Below are 16,969 nucleotides of genomic sequence, written 5' to 3'. Positions count from 1 at the left end.
TGACAGGGCGCACCGCTCTGGTTCGGCCGCCCGGCCGCCGCCCCAGGAGGGAGCGGGTGGTTCGTCAGCCACTGCGCAAGGGCACGGCCTGGGGGTGGATTACCGCCCGGCGGCGCTCTTCGGCGAGGAACTTCATGATGATTGGCGCCACGGTCTCGGCGCGGGTCACCAGGAACAGGTGGCCATCGTCGATCACGTGCAGTTCCGCGTTGGGGATGCGCCAGGCCAGCAGCCGCATGTTCACCAGGGGGATGATCGGGTCGTCGTCGCCGGCCAGCACCAGGGTGGGCTGGCGGATGCGGTGCAGCCAGTGGATGCTGGTCCAGCCGAGGCCGGCGAACAGTTGCCAGTAGTAGCCCATCTTTCCGGACGAGCGCACCTTGCTGGCGTGGGCCAGGGCGAGGCTGGGGTCGCGACGGAAGGCGCCGCCATAGATATCCGGGGCGATGTGCACGCCGTAGGAGGGCTGGATGTAGCGCCGGGGACTGGCCATGCGCCAGAGCACCTTGGGCTTGCCTGGGACCATGATGGCGCCGGCCGAGGTGGCGGCGAGGATGAGTTTCTTGCAGCGCTCCGGGTAGTCATGGGCGAACTGCTGGGCCAGGGCGCCTCCCCAGGACACGCCGATGGCGCTGACCTGGCCGTAGTCGAGGTAGTCCAGCATGCGTGCCGCGAGCTTGGCCAGGCCGGAGAAGCGGTAGGGCGTGCTCGGCGTGGAGGAACCGCCGACACCGGGGACGTCGAAGGCGATCACCTCCAGGTCCGGGTCCAGGGCCTGGACGAAGGGGAACACCAGTTCGAGGTTGGCGCCGATGCCGTTGAAGATCAGCAGCGGTGTCATGTGCGACTGACCGGGGCGGACGGCTGTGCGGATGGTCTGGCCGTCCAGCTCGATGGTGCGGAAGACGAAAGGTAGCGGCATGCGCAGGGCCCTATTGATTGGAAAGCCGGGGGGAGCCTTGGGCTCCCCCCGAATCTGCCAGGCGACGCCTGGGCAGCGCCGCCGGCACTGGCCGGCGGCGCGCGGGGCACGTCCTGGTGCCATGGGCAGTGGTGCGCAGGGCGCAGTGGCTCATCGCTCGTGTACGTAAGTGCCGGGGGCCGCTTCGCCGGCCGGGAAGGCCTTGTTGCCCAGGGTGAAGCTGGCCTTCTTGGTCTTGCCGGATCGCTCGGTGATCCACTGCTGCCAGTGCAGCCACCAGGAGTCGGCGTGCTTGGTGGCGTTCTCCAGCCAGGCCTTGGGATCGGCGGGCATGTCGCTGCTGGTGGAGAAGCGCGCCTTGGGGTTGCCGGGTGGGTTGAGGATGCTCTGGATGTGGCCGCTGTTGGACAGCACGAACTCGCACTTGCCCCCCAAGAGGCGCGCCGAGCGGTAGCAGGCTTCCCAGGGCGTGATGTGGTCGGTGGTGCCGGCCACGCAGTAGAAGTCGCAGGTGACCTGCTTGAGGTCGATGGGGGTGCCGCAGACTTCCAGGGCGTTGGGGCGGGTCAGCGGGTTGGTCTTGAACATCTCCACCAGCTCGCCGTGGAAGGCCGCGGGTAGCCGGGTGGTGTCGTTGTTCCAGTAGAGGATGTCGAAGGCCGGCGGCTCGTTGCCCAGCAGGTAGTTGTTGACCCAGTAGTTCCAGATCAGGTCGTTGGGGCGCATCCAGGCGAAGACCTTGGCCATGTCCTTGCCTTCCAGGACGCCGGCCTGGTAGGAGCGGCGCTTGGCGGCTTCCAGGGTCTGCTCGTCGGCGAACAGGGCTACCTGGGTCTCCAGGTTGAAGTCCAGCACGCTGACCATCTGGGTGAAGGCGTTGACCTTGTTCTCGCCGATGGCCTGGTAGTGGCCCAGCAGGGCGACCGTCGTGATGCCGCCGGAGCAGGCCCCGAGCATGTTCAGGTCCTTGGCGCCGGTGATCTTGAGGATGACGTCGATGGTCTCCTTCAGCGCCTCGATATAGGTGGACAGGCCCCACTCGCGCTGCGCCTTGGTGGGGTTGCGCCAGCTGACGATGAAGGTCTGCAGGCCGTTGCGCAGGCAGAAGCGCGCCAGGCTCTTCTCCGGCGAGAGGTCGAAGACGTAGAACTTGTTGATCTGCGGCGGCACCACCAGCAGCGGGCGCTCATGCACGCTTTCGGTGATGGGCTTGTACTGGATCAGCTCCAGCACGTCATTGCGGTACACCACCGCGCCCTCGGTGGTGGCGAGGTTCTGGCCGACCTCGAAGGCATCCATGTTCACCTGGCTCGGCATCCCGCCGTTGTTCACCAGGTCCTTGGCCAGGTGGGACAGACCGTCCAGCAGGCTCTTGCCGCCGGTTTCGAAGAAACGTTTGACCGCGGCCGGGTTGGCCATGCTGTTGGTGGGCGCCATGGCTTCGGTCATCAGGTTGATGACGAAGTGGCCGCGGCTGGTGTCCTGTTCCGAGAGGTTGCTTTCCTCGATCCAGTTGTGCAGCTCCTTGCGCCAGGCCAGGTAGGTCTGCAGGTAGCGTCTGTACAGCGGGTTCTGGCTCCAGGCCGGGTCGTTGAAGCGGCGATCGTCGGCCTCCGGTTGCAATCCGGACTGGCCCAGCAGCACGTTCTTCAGTTCCAGGCCGAAATGAGCGACGTGCCTGGCGCTGTGGAAGGGTTGCTTGATGGCCTGAAGCAGCACCATCCGCGCGGAAGACAACAGGTCCTTGCCACGGATCCCTATCACCGGATTGAGGTTCAGGGTGTTCTCCGTGGCCTGCCGCTGCAGGTCTTCGTTGTTCTTGTTGCTCATCTACGACGCTCCATTGTCCTGAGTCGAACAGCGCCCTGTTGGATCAGCGCGCTGACAGGCTCGGGTTACCGGGAAGGCGAAGCGAACTTCGCGTATTTCTCTGCATCTGGCAGTGCCAAATGCATGGAACCTGCCAGAAATTGGTTACCCGAGTTTGTCAGTTTGCGCAAGCTGAACGCAGAGAGGTCGCTGCAACGGGAGTATGTCGCGGCACTTTAGAAAATGCGCCCTAACCTTGGGCGGCTCGGGCGCTGGTGGGGCGGGGTGCGCACCGATTCAGAGCATCAGTTTGACGACGGATTCGTTGGGGTCGCGGGAGCGCCCGGCGGCCTCCAGCTCCTGCAGATAGTCGCTCCAGAGCGTTTCCTGACGGGTGGCGAGCTGATAGAGGTAGTCCCAGGTGAAGAGGCCGCTGTCGTGGCCGTCGTCGAAGGTCAATTTCAGGGCATAGTTGCCGGCCGGCTCCAGGCCTGTGAGACCGACATTGAGCTTGCCGTACTGGAGGATCGGCTTGCCGTGCCCCTGGACCTCGGCGGAAGGGGAGTGCACCCGCAGGAATTCGGCGCTGAGCTGGTAGCGCTCGTCCGGGCCGTAGTGCAGCTCCAGGATGCGGGAAGCCTTGTGGAGTTTGATCGCGGTGGGGGTACGCATGGTCTTGAAAGCCGATTTGAGGGCTGGAGGCCCAAGGCTGAACGCGGATCGCTCTTTCGTCCAGCCTCCAGCCTCCAGCGGTTCCGTCACTTAGAGGATATACCTCGACAGGTCCTCGTCCTGGGCCAGTTCGCCCAGGTGGCCGTTGACGTAGGCGGCGTCGATCAGGATCGGTTTCTCGTCATGCTGGGCGGCCAGGTCCCCGGCGCTGAAGGACACTTCTTCCAACAGGCGTTCGAGCAGGGTGTGCAAGCGGCGCGCACCGATGTTCTCGGTCTTCTCGTTCACCTGCCAGGCGATCTCCGCCAGGCGCTTGATGCCGTCCTGGGCGAACTCGATGTTCAGGCCCTCGGTCTTCAGCAGCGCGCTGTACTGCTCGGTCAGCGAGGCGTGGGGTTCGGTGAGGATGCGCTCGAAGTCCTCGGGGGAGAGGGCCTTGAGTTCCACGCGGATCGGCAGGCGGCCCTGCAGCTCGGGTACCAGGTCGCTGGGCTTGGCCAGGTGGAAGGCGCCGGAGGCGATGAACAGGATGTGGTCGGTCTTGACCATGCCCAGCTTGGTGTTGACGGTGCAGCCCTCGATCAGCGGCAGCAGGTCACGCTGCACGCCTTCGCGGGAGACGTCGGCGCCGCTGGTGTTGCCGCGCTTGGCCACCTTGTCGATCTCGTCGATGAAGACGATGCCGTTCTGCTCCACCGCTTCCAGGGCGGCGGCCTTGAGCTCTTCCTCGTTGACCAGGCGCGCGGCTTCCTCGTCGCGCACCAGCTTCAGGGCTTCCTTGACTTTCAGCTTGCGGCTCTTGCGTTTGCCCTTGCCGAGGTTGGAGAACAGGCTCTGCAGCTGGTTGGTCATTTCCTCCATGCCCGGCGGGGCCATGATTTCCACGCCGGCCGGGGATTCGGCCACCTCGATCTCGATTTCCTTGTCGTCCAGTTGGCCTTCGCGCAGGCGCTTGCGGAACAGCTGGCGGGTGTTCGAGTCCTCGCGGGGCTGTTCGTCGCCGAAGCCGCTGCGGGCCGGCGGCAGCAGGGCGTCGAGGATGCGATCCTCGGCGGCGTCCTCGGCGCGGTAGCGGACGCGGTGCATTTCCTGTTCGCGCATCATCTTCACGGCGGCGTCCGCCAGGTCGCGGATGATGGACTCGACGTCGCGGCCGACGTAGCCCACTTCGGTGAACTTGGTGGCTTCCACCTTGATGAAGGGAGCGTTGGCCAGCTTGGCCAGGCGCCGGGCGATCTCGGTCTTGCCGACGCCGGTGGGGCCGATCATCAGGATGTTCTTCGGGGTGACTTCGGCACGCAGCTCGGCGGGCAGCTGCATGCGCCGCCAGCGGTTGCGCAGTGCAATGGCGACGGCGCGCTTGGCGTCATCCTGGCCCACGATGTGGCGGTTGAGTTCGTGGACGATTTCGCGGGGCGTCATGGACATGAAAAGTGCTCCAGTTCCGGACGGCGGCCTCACTCGGCGCTGTCCAGCTCCTCGATGGTCAGGTTCTGGTTGGTGAACACGCAGATGGAGCCTGCGATGTTCAGGGCGGTCTCGGTGATTTCCCGGGCCGACAGGTCGGTACGTTGCAGCAGGGCGGTGGCCGCCGCCTGGGCGAAGCCGCCGCCGGAACCCATGGCGATCAGGCCCTGTTCCGGTTCGACCACGTCGCCGTTGCCGGTGATGATCAGCGAGGCGTCCTTGTTGGCGACGGCGAGCATGGCCTCCAGGCGGCTCAGCGAGCGGTCGGTACGCCAGTCCTTGGCCAGTTCCACGGCGGCGCGCACCAGGTGGCCCTGGTGCTTCTCCAGCTGGCCCTCGAAACGCTCGAACAGGGTGAAGGCATCGGCGGTGGCGCCGGCGAATCCAGCCAGCACCTGGCCGTGGTACAGGCGACGTACCTTCTTGGCGTTGCCTTTCATGACGGTGTTGCCGAGGGAAACCTGGCCGTCGCCGCCCATGACGACTTTGCCGTTGCGGCGGACTGAAACGATGGTGGTCAAGGGGAGAGTCTCCACGCAGCGGGGCGATATGCCCGGATGAAGACTAGAGATGGGGGCCTTGCCCGGGTTTTCAACCGGGCAAGGCCACCGGCCGCTCAGCGGCTCTGCCGTTGCTGTAACAACAGGTTGCTGAAGCCGTTGCCGGCCAGCTGCTTTTGGGCGGAAGAGAGCTGCTCGCGGTTGGCGAAGGGGCCGACCAGCACGCGGTACCAGGTTTCCTCGCGGACGGTTCCGGATTCCACCGTCACGTTCTGCCCCAGCAGGATGATCTGGGCGCGCACGCGGTCGGCGTCATCCCGCTTGCGGAAGGACCCCGCCTGGAGGAAGAACTGGTTGGTGACCGGCGCCTTGGCCACCACCGGCGGAGGGGGTACTTCCTCGCCGTTGAGGGCGGCCTGGGCCCGCGCGGCGTCAAGCTTGGCGGCCTCTTCCGGCGTCACCGGCTTCTGCGGCTGGACCGGAGGCGGCGTCTCCTTCGGCACCGCTTCCGGCGGCACTATGACCTCGGATTCCGGCAGCAGGGTGTAGAAGTCGTACTTCGGCTTCACCGGTTCCTGGGGGGGCGGCGTGGTGGGCTTGGCCTGGGGCTTGCCGCCGTTGGTGCCAGTGCCGGTCGCCTGCTCGGGCTTGGTTCGGCGAACCTCGTCACGGCCGGGCTCCAGCTGGTTCAGGAAGACCACGAAGCCACCGATCACCAGGCCGATGGCCAGCCAAACCCAGCCGGGCACCGGCTTCTTCGCCGGCGCCTGGTAGCGGCTCGCGCCGCGCTTGGGTGCGGGTTTTTTCTTCGCCATAGTCCGTTACATGCGTTCCAGGGTGTGCAGGCCGAGCAGTTCCAGGCCTTGCTTGAGGGTGCGGCCGGTCAACGCGGCCAGGCGCAGGCGGCTCTTCTGGGTGGCCTCGTCTTCGGCGGCCAGGATCGGGCAGTTCTCGTAGAAGCTGGAGAACAGGCCGGCGAGGTCGTAGAGGTAGGCGCAGAGGATGTGGGGCACGCCTTTCTCGGCGACATTGCCGAGGGTGTCGGCGAACTGGGCCAGCTTGGCCGCCAGGGCCTGCTCCTGCTCGGCCACCAGTTCGATCCGGCCGTCCACTTCGCTGAAGTCCTTGCCGAGCTTGCGGAACACGCTGGCAACGCGGGTGTAGGCGTAGAGCAGGTAGGGCGCGGTGTTGCCCTCGAAGCTCAGCATCAGGTCGAAGTTGAAGCTGTAGTCGCTGGTGCGGTGCTTGGACAGGTCGGCGTACTTGACCGCGCTGATGCCCACGGCGCGGGCGATCTGGCGCAGCTCGGCGTCGTCGAGGTCGGGGTTCTTGCCTTTCACCAGTTCGAAGGCGCGCTGTTCGGCTTCGTCCAGCAGGTCGATCAGCTTCACGGTGCCGCCGTCGCGGGTCTTGAAGGGACGACCGTCGGCGCCGTTCATGGTGCCGAAGCCCATGTGTTCCATTTCGAAGTCGGGGCGCACGAAGCCGGCCAGGCGGGCGGCGGCGAAGACCATCTGGAAATGCAGGGCCTGGCGTTGGTCGACGAAGTAGAGTGCGCGGTCGGCCTTGAGTACGCCGCTGCGGTAGCGGGTGGCGGCCAGGTCGGTGGTGGCGTAGAGGTAGCCACCGCCGGCCTTCTGCACGATCAGCGGCAGCGGATTGCCTTCGGCGTTCTTGAACTCGTCCATGAAGACGCAGAGGGCGCCATCGCTTTCGGTCAGCAGGCCCTTGGCGCGCAGGTCCTCGACCACCTGGGGCAGGTCGTCGTTGTAGGCGCTCTCGCCCTTGACGTCGGCCATGGTGAGCTTGACGCCGAGGCGGTCGTAGACGGCCTGGCAGTGGCTCAGGGAGATGTCGTTGAAGCGGGTCCAGAGACTCAGGCATTCGGGGTCGCCGGCCTGCAGCTTGACCACCAGCTCGCGGGCGCGGTCGGCGAATTCGCCGGACTCGTCGAAGCGCTTCTTGGCCGCGCGATAGAACCCTTCCAGGTCGGCCAGCTCGGCGTCGCTGCCCACCGGCTGCTCCTGCATGTAGGCCAGCAGCATGCCGAACTGGGTGCCCCAGTCGCCGACGTGGTTCTGGCGGATCACGCGGTCGCCGAGGAACTCGAGAACCCGTGCCACGGCGTCGCCGATGATGGTGGAGCGCAGGTGGCCGACGTGCATTTCCTTGGCGAGGTTCGGGGCGGAAAGGTCCACCACCACGCACTGCTGCGGGCCGTTCTTGCGCACGCCGAGGCGGTCGTCGGCCAGCGCGGACTCGAGGCGCTGGGCCAGAGCGTGGCTGTTCTGGAAGAAGTTGAGGAAACCGGGGCCGGCGATCTCCACCTTGGCCACCTGGTCGTCCTGGGGCAGGGCGTTGATGAGCTTCTCGGCCAGGTCGCGCGGTTTCAGCCCGGCGGGCTTGGCCAGCATCATGGCGATGTTGCTGGCGAAATCGCCGTGGCTCTTGTCCTTGGTGTTCTCCACCTGGATGGCCGGGCTGAGGCCTTCGGGGAGCACGCCCTCCTGGGTGAGGCGGGTCAGGGCTTGCTGGATCAGCTGGCGAATGGTGTCTTTCATCTTCTGCGCTTCCGGCCGCCCCGGAACGGGGCTGGCGCTGGTTGAAAACTGTGCATTATCCGCGTGCTGCGCCCGCCGCTTCAAGTTTTAAGCTGCAAGCTGCGCGGCGCAGATGCAGTTGGCGGTCCTAGAACAGGTCGATCGGGTCCACGTCCAGGGACCAGCGCACCGCACGGCCGCCCGGGAGTTGTTCGAGGGCCTGTGTCCAGGGTGTCAGGAGGCGATGCAGGGGTGCCCGGGCGTTGGCCTGGAGCAGGAGTTGCGCGCGATAGCGCCCGGCGCGGCGTTCCATGGGGGCGGGCACCGGCCCCAGCAGCTCGACGCCGCTGATGCCCAGCTCCGCCAGTTGCAGTTCGGCTTCGGCGCAGGCGTGGTCGAGGAACTCCTCCGCCTGGCCCGGCTTGTGGGCCTCGGCGCGGAGCAGGGCGAGGTGGGCGAAGGGCGGCAGTCCGGCGGCGCGGCGCTCGGACAGGGCCTGTTCGGCGAAGGCGAAGTAGCCCTGCTCGGTCAGTTGCACCAGCAGCGGGTGATCGGCGAGGTGGGTCTGGATGATCACCCGGCCCGGTTCCTCGGCCCGTCCGGCGCGGCCCGCCACCTGGACGATGAGCTGGGCCATGCGTTCGCTGGCTCGGAAATCCGCGGAGAACAGGCCGCCATCGGCATCGAGGATGGCCACCAGGGTCACCCGGGGGAAGTGGTGGCCCTTGGCGAGCATCTGGGTGCCCACCAGGATGCAGGGTTCGCCCCGCTGGATGGTGGCGAAGAGCTTGTCCATGGCGTCCTTGCGCGCCGTGCTGTCGCGGTCGATGCGCAACACGGGCGTTTTCGGGAAAAGGATCGCCAGCCGCTCTTCGGCGCGTTCGGTGCCGGCGCCCACGGGGCGCAGGTCCACTCGTCCGCAATCAGGGCAGTTGGCCGGCTGGCGCTGGCTGTGGCCGCAGTGGTGACAGCGCAGTTCGTTGTGGCGCTGGTGCAGGGTCATGCGCGCGTCGCAGCGGGGGCACTGGCTGATCCAGCCGCAGTCGTGGCAGAGCAGGGTGGGGGCGAAGCCACGACGGTTGAGGAACACCAGAACCTGCTGGCCTGCGGCGAGGGTCTGGGTGATCGCCTGCTGGAGGGGCATGGAAATGCCGGAGTCCAGCGGCAGGCTCTTCACGTCCAGGCGCAGGAAGCGCGGCTGGCGGGCGCCGCCGGCCCGCTGGGTGAGGCGGAGCAGGCCGTATCGCCCGGCGTGGGCATTCTGCAGGCTTTCCAGCGAGGGTGTCGCCGAGCCGAGGAGAATCGGGATGTTTTCCTGGCGCGCGCGCACCAGGGCGAGGTCGCGGGCGTGGTAGCGCAGGCCTTCCTGCTGTTTATAGGAAGCGTCGTGCTCCTCGTCGATGATGATCAGCCCGGGACGCTTCATCGGCGTGAACAGTGCCGAGCGGGTGCCGATGATGATATCGGCCTCGCCGTCCCGCGCCGCGAGCCAGGCATCCAGGCGCTCGCGGTCGTTCACGGCCGAGTGCAGCAGGGCGATACGGGCGTTGAAGCGGCGCGAGAAACGTTCGAGGGTCTGGGGGCCGAGGTTGATCTCGGGGATTAGCACCAGTGCCTGCTTGCCGGCTTCCAGGGCCTGGCGGATCAACTGCAGGTAGACCTCGGTCTTGCCGCTGCCGGTGACGCCCGCCAGGAGCAGGGCATTGAAGCGGCCGAAGGATGCGTGGACCGCGTCGAAGGCTGCGCGCTGCTCGGGGTTCAGGGGCAGTTCCGGCTGGGCCAGCAGCGGGCCGTGGCGCTCGCTGGGGGCGTGGCGACGCACCTCCACCCGGACCAGCCCCTTGTCCAGCAGGATGTCCAGGCTGTCCTTGTTCAGCTGCAGCTGGCTGAGCAGTTGATGGGCGACACCGTGGGGATGCTGGGCGAGGGTGGACAGGGCCTGTCGCTGGCGCGGCGCCCGGGCCAGGCGCGGGTCGTCGGGGCTGGCGCCCGGCGCGATGTGCCAGAAGCGCTCCTGCCGCGCCTCGGCGGGCTCGCCCTGGCGCAGCAGTACCGGCAATGCCCAGCTCAGGGTGTCGCCCAGGCTGTGCTGGTAGTACTGGGCGGTCCAGAGGCACAGCTTGAACAGCGATGGGGGCAGCGGAGGGTGCGGGTCGAGCAGCGCCAATGCAGGCTTCAGCTTGTCCTTCGGTACCTCGCTGTTCTCGGCCAGCTCCACCAGCACGCCGATGATCTCGCGGCGGCCGAAGGGTACTCGCAGGCGCACGCCGGGCTGCAGGGCGGTGCGGGGCACGCCGGCAGGCGCCAGGTAGTCGAACAGGCGGCGCAAGGGAGAGGGTAGGGCGAGGCGCAGGATGGGGGCGTCGGACACGGGCGGGTCCCGGCTCAAAAGCCGCGATCTTAGCATGGCTCCCAGCGACGGCCGGCGCGGCTTGCGTGTTGCATCGGGCTTTCACTCTGGTATCATCCGCCGCCTGTTTCCGTGCGGTGCTCGACATAGGGTCGGGTGGCGGCACGCCAGACCTGAGGATCAAGCGATGAAACCGGAAATCCATCCCGAATACGTAGCGATCGAAGCCACCTGCAGCTGCGGCAACGTCATCAAGACCCGCTCCACCCTGGGCAAGAACATCAGCCTGGACGTGTGCTCCGAGTGCCACCCGTTCTACACCGGCAAGCAGAAGGTGCTGGACACCGGCGGCCGTATCGATCGCTTCAAGCAGCGTTTCGGTGTGTTCGGCGCCAAGTAAGGGCCCGAATAGACCGGGAAAGGCCCATGGCCGGATCCCCGCTGACGAAGAAGGCGCCTTTGACAGGCGCCTTTTTCTTTTTCTGGCTCATCAGTTTTTCCTTACAGGCCGCTTGCCCGATTCCGGGCAAGCTTCCGACCTACAACGTGCGCAAGGTGGTGGATGGCGACACCCTGCGCCTGGTGGATGGTCGCAGTGTCCGCCTGATCGGCCTGAACGCGCCTGAGCTGGCCCGCAAGGGGCGGCCGGCGGAGCCCTACGCACGCGAGGCCCGCGAGCGACTGGAGCAGTTGGTTCGGGGCAGCGGCGGGCGGGTGGCGCTGAGGGTCGGGCGAGAGCCCCGCGATCGCTACGGGCGTACCCTGGCTCACCTCTATGATCGTCACGGGCGCAACCTGGAAGCTCGGCTGCTGGCTGAAGGGCTCGGGTTTCATATCGCCTTCACGCCCAATGATGCCCTGGTGAGCTGTCATGCCGCAGCCGAGCGGACGGCGCGTCGCGCGGGACGAGGCTTGTGGCGTCGTCCGCCCCAGCGCTCCGCGTGGCAGGTTGGCCGGTCCGGCTTTGCCCTGGTGCAGGGGCGGGTGATCCGGGTTGAGCGGAATCAGGGCGGCGCCTGGCTGCAGTTGGATGGCCCCCTGGTGTTGCGCATCGAAAGGAGGCGGCTGCGCAGCTTCGACGCTCGGGCGCTGGACCGGCTGATCGGGCGGCGCGTGGAGGCCAGGGGCTGGGTGATTGACCGTGGGCCTGGGCGCGGCGTAAATAGCGCGAATTCCCGCTGGATGCTCCCCCTTACCCACGACGGAATGATCGAGGTGATTCGATGAGTCCCCCTGCGCTCGTGCTGGCGCTGCTGCTCGCTGTTTTCCTGATGTCGGGTTGCGCAGTCAACCCGGCCACCGGCAAGACCAATTTCGTGATGATGAGCGAGCAGCAGGAGCTGGATCTAGGCCGTCGCTACAACCAGGAAATCGCCAGGCAGAACCCGCGTTATGCCGACGAGAAACTGCAGGCCTATGTGCAGCAGGTGGGGCAGAGGGTCGCCCGTCACAGTCATCGCAATGACATCACCTACCAGTTCACCCTGGTGGACTCGCCTGACATCAATGCCTTCGCCCTGCCGGGTGGCTACATCTATATCCATCGTGGGCTCCTGGCCTACCTGAACTCCGAGGCCGAGCTGGCGGCGGTGCTCGCCCATGAGGTAGGGCATGTCACGGCGCGGCACAGTGTGCAGCAGCAGAGCCAGTCCACGGCCTGGAATATCCTGGGGCAGGCCGTCGCGATCGGGACGGGTGTCGGCGCGGCGGCGGATCTGACCAATGTGCTCGGCACCGCCTTCGTGCGGGGCTACGGTCGCGACATGGAGCTGGAGGCGGATGGCCTGGGGGCCCAGTACCTCGCGCGCAGTGGCTACGATCCGCAGGCCATGATCGAGGTGGTCAAGGTATTGGGGAATCAGGAAGCCTTCGCCCGCGCCGAGGCCCGGCGGTTGGGCAAGGAGGCGCCGCCTTCGGGTTATCACGGCGTGTTCGACACCCATCCGGACAACGATACCCGCCTGCAACAGGTGGTGGGCCCGGCCAGGGCCCTGGCTGTCGGCAACCAGGCGACCAATCGAGAGGTGTTCCTCCGGCACCTGGAGGGACTGGCTTTCGGTGATTCGGCGGAGAGCGGGGTGCGTCGTGGTCAGGACTTCTACCATGCCGAACTGGGCTTCACGCTGCATTTCCCCGAGGGCTGGGGGCTGGTGAATCGTCCGGACGCGGTGATCGTCCATAGTGCCGACCAGCAGGCTTTCGTTGCCATGACCCTGGACGGTCGAAAGCCGGCGGTCTCGCCGGCGGACTACCTGCGGCAGAAGGCGGGTGGACAGCGCCTGTCCATGGAGGAGAGCCTGAAGGCGGGCGATCTGCCTGGGGCGACGGCGATATTGCCTGGCACTCCCGCACGACGTGCGGCAGTGCTTTACAAGGACGACAAGGCCTATCTTTTTGTAGGAGTGATCCGTGGCGGGGCGTCCCTGGAAAGTGAGGATGACAAATTCCTTTCCGTCATCCGTAGCTTCCGTCCCATGAAGAAGGAAGAGTTTGCTCTGGCCCAACCGTTGCGCCTTCACCTGATCCAGGTGAAGCCCGGTCAGACGATCGCCAGCCTGGCTCGGGAGAGCAAGTTGCCTGGTGTCGAAATGGATCTGGAAAATCGTATCCGATTACTTAATAATTTGTATCCAATCGGCGAGCCGAAGCCTGGGGATTGGCTAAAAGTCGTACGTTAGAGGGCTTGACGTAGAGTGACTGAACGGTCTTGTTAGCCCCCGGCATCTTGCGTATCCTCGCCCGTCACGTCTGTCACAGCAAAAAAGCGGAAATGCCAAAATGTCTGATCTGAAAACGGCCGCTCTCGAATACCATGCCCAACCCCGCCCCGGGAAACTCAGTGTCGAGTTGACCAAGCCGACTGCCACCGCCCGCGATCTTTCGCTGGCCTACAGCCCGGGCGTCGCCGAGCCGGTACGCGAAATCGCGCGTGATCCTGAACTGGCCTTCAAGTACACCGGCAAGGGCAACCTGGTAGCGGTCATTTCCGATGGCACCGCGATTCTCGGTCTTGGCAATCTCGGTCCGCTGGCCTCCAAGCCGGTCATGGAAGGCAAGGGCGTGCTGTTCAAGCGCTTCGCTGGCATCGACGTGTTCGACATCGAGGTCGATGCCGAGAGCCCGCAGGCCTTCATCGACACCGTCAAGCGCATTTCCATCACCTTCGGTGGTATCAACCTCGAAGACATCAAGGCGCCCGAGTGCTTCGAGATCGAGCGTACCCTGATCGAGCAGTGCGACATTCCCGTTTTCCACGATGACCAGCACGGCACCGCGATCGTGACCGCCGCCGGTATGCTCAATGCCCTGGAAATCGCCGGCAAGTCCCTGCCGGAAGCCAAGATCGTCTGCCTGGGCGCCGGCGCTGCTGCCATTTCCTGCATGAAGCTGCTGGTGAGCATGGGTGCCCAGGTCGAGAACATCTTCATGATCGACCGCAAAGGCGTTGTCCATGCCGGTCGTGACGACCTGAACCAGTACAAGGCGGTGTTCGCCCACGAGACCGACAAGCGCACCCTGTCCGAGGCTCTGGACGGTGCGGACGTGTTCGTCGGTCTGTCCGGCGCCAACCTGCTGAGCCCTGAAGACCTCAAGCGCATGGCGGCCAACCCGATCGTGTTCGCCTGCTCCAACCCGGATCCGGAAATCAAGCCGGAACTGGCCCACGAGACCCGCAATGACGTGATCATGGCGACTGGCCGCTCCGACTACCCGAACCAGGTCAACAACGTGCTGGGCTTCCCCTTCATTTTCCGGGGTGCCCTGGACGTTCGTGCCACCCGCATCAACGAGGAAATGAAGATCGCCGCCGCCCTGGCCCTGCGTGACCTGGCCAAGCTGCCGGTACCGAAGGATGTCTGCGACGCCTATGGTGTCGAGTCCCTGGAGTTCGGCCGTGAGTACATCATTCCGAAGCCGATGGACAAGCGTCTGATCACCGTTGTCTCCGATGCCGTGGCCAAGGCCGCCATCGAGTCCGGCGTCGCGACCCTGCCCTATCCGAAGCACTACCCGCTGACTTCGGTGGACGAGGTTTTCAACGGCTGAGCCGGCTTCGCCCAATAAAAAAAAACCCCGCTGATCGCGGGGTTTTTTATTGGGCGTTTGAAACCTAGAACAGGTCGATGGGGGCCGCTTCGTCGGCGGGCAGTGGGCTGCCGGGGATGGCGAGGCCGGGTTCGAACTCGCTCATGGGCGGAGGCGTGTCCTCGCTCTTGAACAGCTCGAAGAAGGCGTCCGGCATGCCGGGGCTTGCTGCGCGGCCACTCAGTGAGTCGATGCGCAGGGTCAGGAGACCGGCGGGCTCGGCCTGGACATGAGGTGGCTTGTCCTTGAGCGCGGCGCTCATGTAGTTCATCCAGATCGGCAAGGCTACGGTGCCCCCGTATTCGTGACGACCCAGGCTTTCCGGTTGATCGAAGCCTGCCCAGACGGTCGTGACGAGGTCGGCGTTGTAGCCGGAGAACCAGCTGTCCTTCGACTCGTTGGTGGTGCCGGTCTTGCCCGCGATGTCGGTGCGGCCCATGGCCAGCGCGCGGCGTCCGGTACCCCGCTTGATGACGTCCTGCAGCATGCTGTTGAGGATGTAGGTGGTGCGTGGGTCGACGATGCGCTCCGCGACGGCAGGGGATTGAGATTGGGGAGTCGAGGTATCGACCGAGGCCAGCAGGGTGTCCGGCGCCGCACTGCTCTGGGCTGTGGTTTCGGGCTGTTCTTCGCCCTGGGGAACCCGGGGCGGATTGGCGACGAACAGCGACTTGCCATCCCGGCTCTCGATACGCTCGATCAGGTAGGGCTGGACCTTGTAGCCACCATTGGCGAAGACGCTCCAGCCACCCGCGATTTCCAGGGGTGTCAGGTTGGCGGTACCCAGGGCCAGGGACAGGTTGCGTGGCAGGTCATCCTTGTTGAAGCCGAAGCGGCTGACGTAGTTCAGGGCGTAGTCGATACCGACGGCCTGCAGGACGCGGATCGACACCAGGTTGCGCGACTTGTAGAGGGCCTCTCGCAGGCGGATGGGGCCCAGGAAGGTGTTGTTGTCGTTCTTCGGGCGCCAGGCTTCTTCCATGCCCGCCTCCTGGAAGACGATAGGGGCGTCGTTTACCAGGCTCGCGGCGGTGAAACCGTTGTCCAGGGCGGCGGCATAAAGGAAGGGTTTGAAGCTGGATCCCGGCTGGCGCTTGGCCTGTGCGGCACGGTTGTAGTTGCTTTGCTCGAAGGAGAAACCGCCCACCAGCGCGCGGATGGCGCCATTCTCCGGATCGAGGGAGACCAGGGCGCTCTGGGCCGCGGGCAACTGGACGAAGCGCAGGCTGCCATCGGGCTGGCGCTGCACGCGGACCAGGTCGCCTACCTGGGTGACGTCGGCCGGCTGCTGCGGCCGAGGGCCCAGGCTGTTGGTGTTGAGGAAGGGACGCGCCCATTTCATGGTGTCCCAGCCCACCGCCTCTTCCTGGCCGTTGCGGGTCAATACCAGGATGCCGCTCTTCTCTACCTGGGTCACGATCGCAGGCTCCAGGCCTCCGAGGGATTTCTGCTTGGCCAGCTCCTGTAGCCAGGTTTCCCGTGTCATGCCGGGAAGGCGGGTTTCCGGTCCGCGATAGCCATGGCGCTGGTCGTACTCGATCAGGCCTTCCCGCAGGGCCGTATTGGCGGCTTCCTGCAGATTGCTGGGCACGGTGGTCGTGACGCGGAAGCCTTCGGTGTAGGCGTCGCTGCCGTAACGGCCGACCATTTCGGCGCGGGCCATCTCGGCAACGTAGGGGGCGGCCAGTTCCGGGGTGGGGACGTGGTAGCTCGCGTCGATGGGTTCGTTGATCGCCAGTTGATAACGGGCCTCGTCGATGCGGCCCAGCTTGTACATGCGACCGAGGATCCAGTCCCTGCGCTCCTTGCTGCGGGTCGGGTTGACCAGAGGGTTGAAGCGCGAGGGGGCTTTGGGCAGGCCGGCAATCATGGCCATCTGCGCCAGGCTGAGTTCGCGAATGGACTTGCCGTAATAGACCTGCGCGGCAGCCTCGATACCGTAAGCACGATTCCCGAGGTAGATCTTGTTCACATAAAGTTCAAGGATCTCGTTCTTGCTGAGTTCCCGTTCAATCTGCAGGGCCAGCAGTATTTCATTGATCTTGCGAGAGAAACTTCTTTCGCTGGTGAGGAAGTAGTTCTTCGCCACCTGCATGGTGATGGTGCTGCCGCCTGTCTGGATGTGGCCGGTCTTCAATAATTGCGTGGCAGCGCGCATCAGGCTGGTAAGGTCGACGCCATAATGATTTGCGAAATTGTCATCCTCGGCGGCCAGCAGTGCCTGGATGAAATCCGGCGGGATGTCGGCGAAACGCACCGGGGAGCGGCGCATTTCGCCGAACTCCGCGATCAGCTTGCCGTCGCTGCTGTAGACCCTCAGGGGGATCTGCAGCTGGATCCGGCGCAGTGAGTCGACGGACGGAAGGGTGGGGCTAAGATAGAGGTACGCACCGCTGAAACTGAGCAGCAGGCCACAGAAAACAGCAACGAAGGACCACCAGAAAAACTTCAGCAGACGTATCAAGGCTTGTGGATTTCCAGGCAAAAGAACGGGTTAAGCGGAAGGTGATGATAAAAGGCAAAAGCCGATCACATTATAAGCGTTTTTTTTCCGGGGGAGCCATTTGCGCTTCTGTCAAGACTGCTATTTAATGTGGAAAAACATAAATCGTCCGTAAGTCTC

13 protein-coding genes are annotated in these 16,969 nt (G+C 65.3%); 4 read left to right on the top strand and 9 right to left on the bottom strand.

The genetic code is table 11. The features are described from left to right. Positions 1 to 64: 64 nt before the first annotated feature. From phaZ to KF707C_RS26595, 8 genes are all read right to left on the bottom strand, one after another. Positions 65 to 922 (bottom strand): poly(3-hydroxyalkanoate) depolymerase, encoded by an 858-nt coding sequence (gene phaZ, locus KF707C_RS26630; protein WP_003453211.1) that lies wholly within the window; start codon positions 920 to 922, stop codon positions 65 to 67. Positions 923 to 1,072: 150 nt separating this feature from the next. Next, a complete protein-coding gene (gene phaC, locus KF707C_RS26625; protein ID WP_003453210.1) occupies positions 1,073 to 2,752 on the bottom strand; it encodes a class II poly(R)-hydroxyalkanoic acid synthase in 1,680 nt (559 codons plus the stop codon). Between the two features lie 276 nt (positions 2,753 to 3,028). Then, complete coding sequence (locus tag KF707C_RS26620) at positions 3,029 to 3,403, bottom strand: gamma-butyrobetaine hydroxylase-like domain-containing protein (protein ID WP_003453209.1); 375 nt, start codon at positions 3,401 to 3,403, stop codon at positions 3,029 to 3,031. Between the two features lie 90 nt (positions 3,404 to 3,493). Further along, a complete protein-coding gene (gene hslU, locus KF707C_RS26615; protein ID WP_003453207.1) occupies positions 3,494 to 4,831 on the bottom strand; it encodes an HslU--HslV peptidase ATPase subunit in 1,338 nt (445 codons plus the stop codon). Positions 4,832 to 4,860: 29 nt separating this feature from the next. Next, on the bottom strand, positions 4,861 to 5,391 hold the full coding sequence (gene hslV, locus KF707C_RS26610; RefSeq protein ID WP_003453205.1) for an ATP-dependent protease subunit HslV: 531 nt from the start codon (positions 5,389 to 5,391) through the stop codon (positions 4,861 to 4,863). A 95-nt stretch (positions 5,392 to 5,486) separates the two neighbouring features. Continuing rightward, positions 5,487 to 6,185 carry an SPOR domain-containing protein gene (locus KF707C_RS26605; RefSeq protein WP_003453203.1) on the bottom strand — a complete coding sequence of 233 codons (699 nt, stop codon included), beginning with the start codon at positions 6,183 to 6,185 and terminating at the stop codon, positions 5,487 to 5,489. Positions 6,186 to 6,191: 6 nt separating this feature from the next. Further along, a complete protein-coding gene (argS, locus tag KF707C_RS26600; RefSeq protein WP_003453202.1) occupies positions 6,192 to 7,931 on the bottom strand; it encodes an arginine--tRNA ligase in 1,740 nt (579 codons plus the stop codon). 127 nt (positions 7,932 to 8,058) lie between these two features. After that, positions 8,059 to 10,281, bottom strand: coding sequence for a primosomal protein N' (locus tag KF707C_RS26595; RefSeq protein ID WP_003453201.1), 2,223 nt, complete (start codon positions 10,279 to 10,281; stop codon positions 8,059 to 8,061). A 166-nt stretch (positions 10,282 to 10,447) separates the two neighbouring features. Here KF707C_RS26595 and rpmE point away from each other — a divergent pair, with 166 nt between their 5' ends. The 4 genes from rpmE to KF707C_RS26575 all read left to right on the top strand — a co-directional run bounded on the left by rpmE (position 10,448) and on the right by KF707C_RS26575 (position 14,307). Continuing rightward, positions 10,448 to 10,660, top strand: a complete 213-nt coding sequence (gene rpmE / locus KF707C_RS26590; protein WP_003453200.1) for a 50S ribosomal protein L31 — start codon at positions 10,448 to 10,450, stop codon at positions 10,658 to 10,660. A gap of 26 nt (positions 10,661 to 10,686) precedes the next feature. Beyond that, entirely contained in the window at positions 10,687 to 11,487 is an 801-nt protein-coding gene (locus KF707C_RS26585; RefSeq protein WP_003453199.1) for a thermonuclease family protein, read from the top strand. Continuing rightward, the gene (locus KF707C_RS26580; protein ID WP_036993222.1) at positions 11,484 to 12,938 is read left to right on the top strand and encodes a M48 family metalloprotease; all 1,455 of its coding nucleotides are present in this window, start codon (positions 11,484 to 11,486) and stop codon (positions 12,936 to 12,938) included. Before KF707C_RS26585 ends, KF707C_RS26580 begins: the two co-directional genes overlap by 4 nt. Positions 12,939 to 13,038: 100 nt before the next feature. Next, complete coding sequence (locus KF707C_RS26575) at positions 13,039 to 14,307, top strand: malic enzyme-like NAD(P)-binding protein (RefSeq protein ID WP_003453197.1); 1,269 nt, start codon at positions 13,039 to 13,041, stop codon at positions 14,305 to 14,307. A 64-nt stretch (positions 14,308 to 14,371) separates the two neighbouring features. Here the strand turns inward: KF707C_RS26575 and KF707C_RS26570 are convergent, their stop codons facing one another. Further along, positions 14,372 to 16,618, bottom strand: coding sequence for a penicillin-binding protein 1A (locus KF707C_RS26570; protein WP_394296134.1), 2,247 nt, complete (start codon positions 16,616 to 16,618; stop codon positions 14,372 to 14,374). Between the last annotated feature and the right edge of the window lie 351 nt (positions 16,619 to 16,969).

This window comes from Pseudomonas furukawaii (assembly GCF_002355475.1).
Classification (GTDB): Bacteria; Pseudomonadota; Gammaproteobacteria; order Pseudomonadales; family Pseudomonadaceae; genus Metapseudomonas; species Metapseudomonas furukawaii.
Note: the sequence above shows the minus strand (reverse complement) of the source record. Positions and strands in the feature narration are given on the sequence as shown.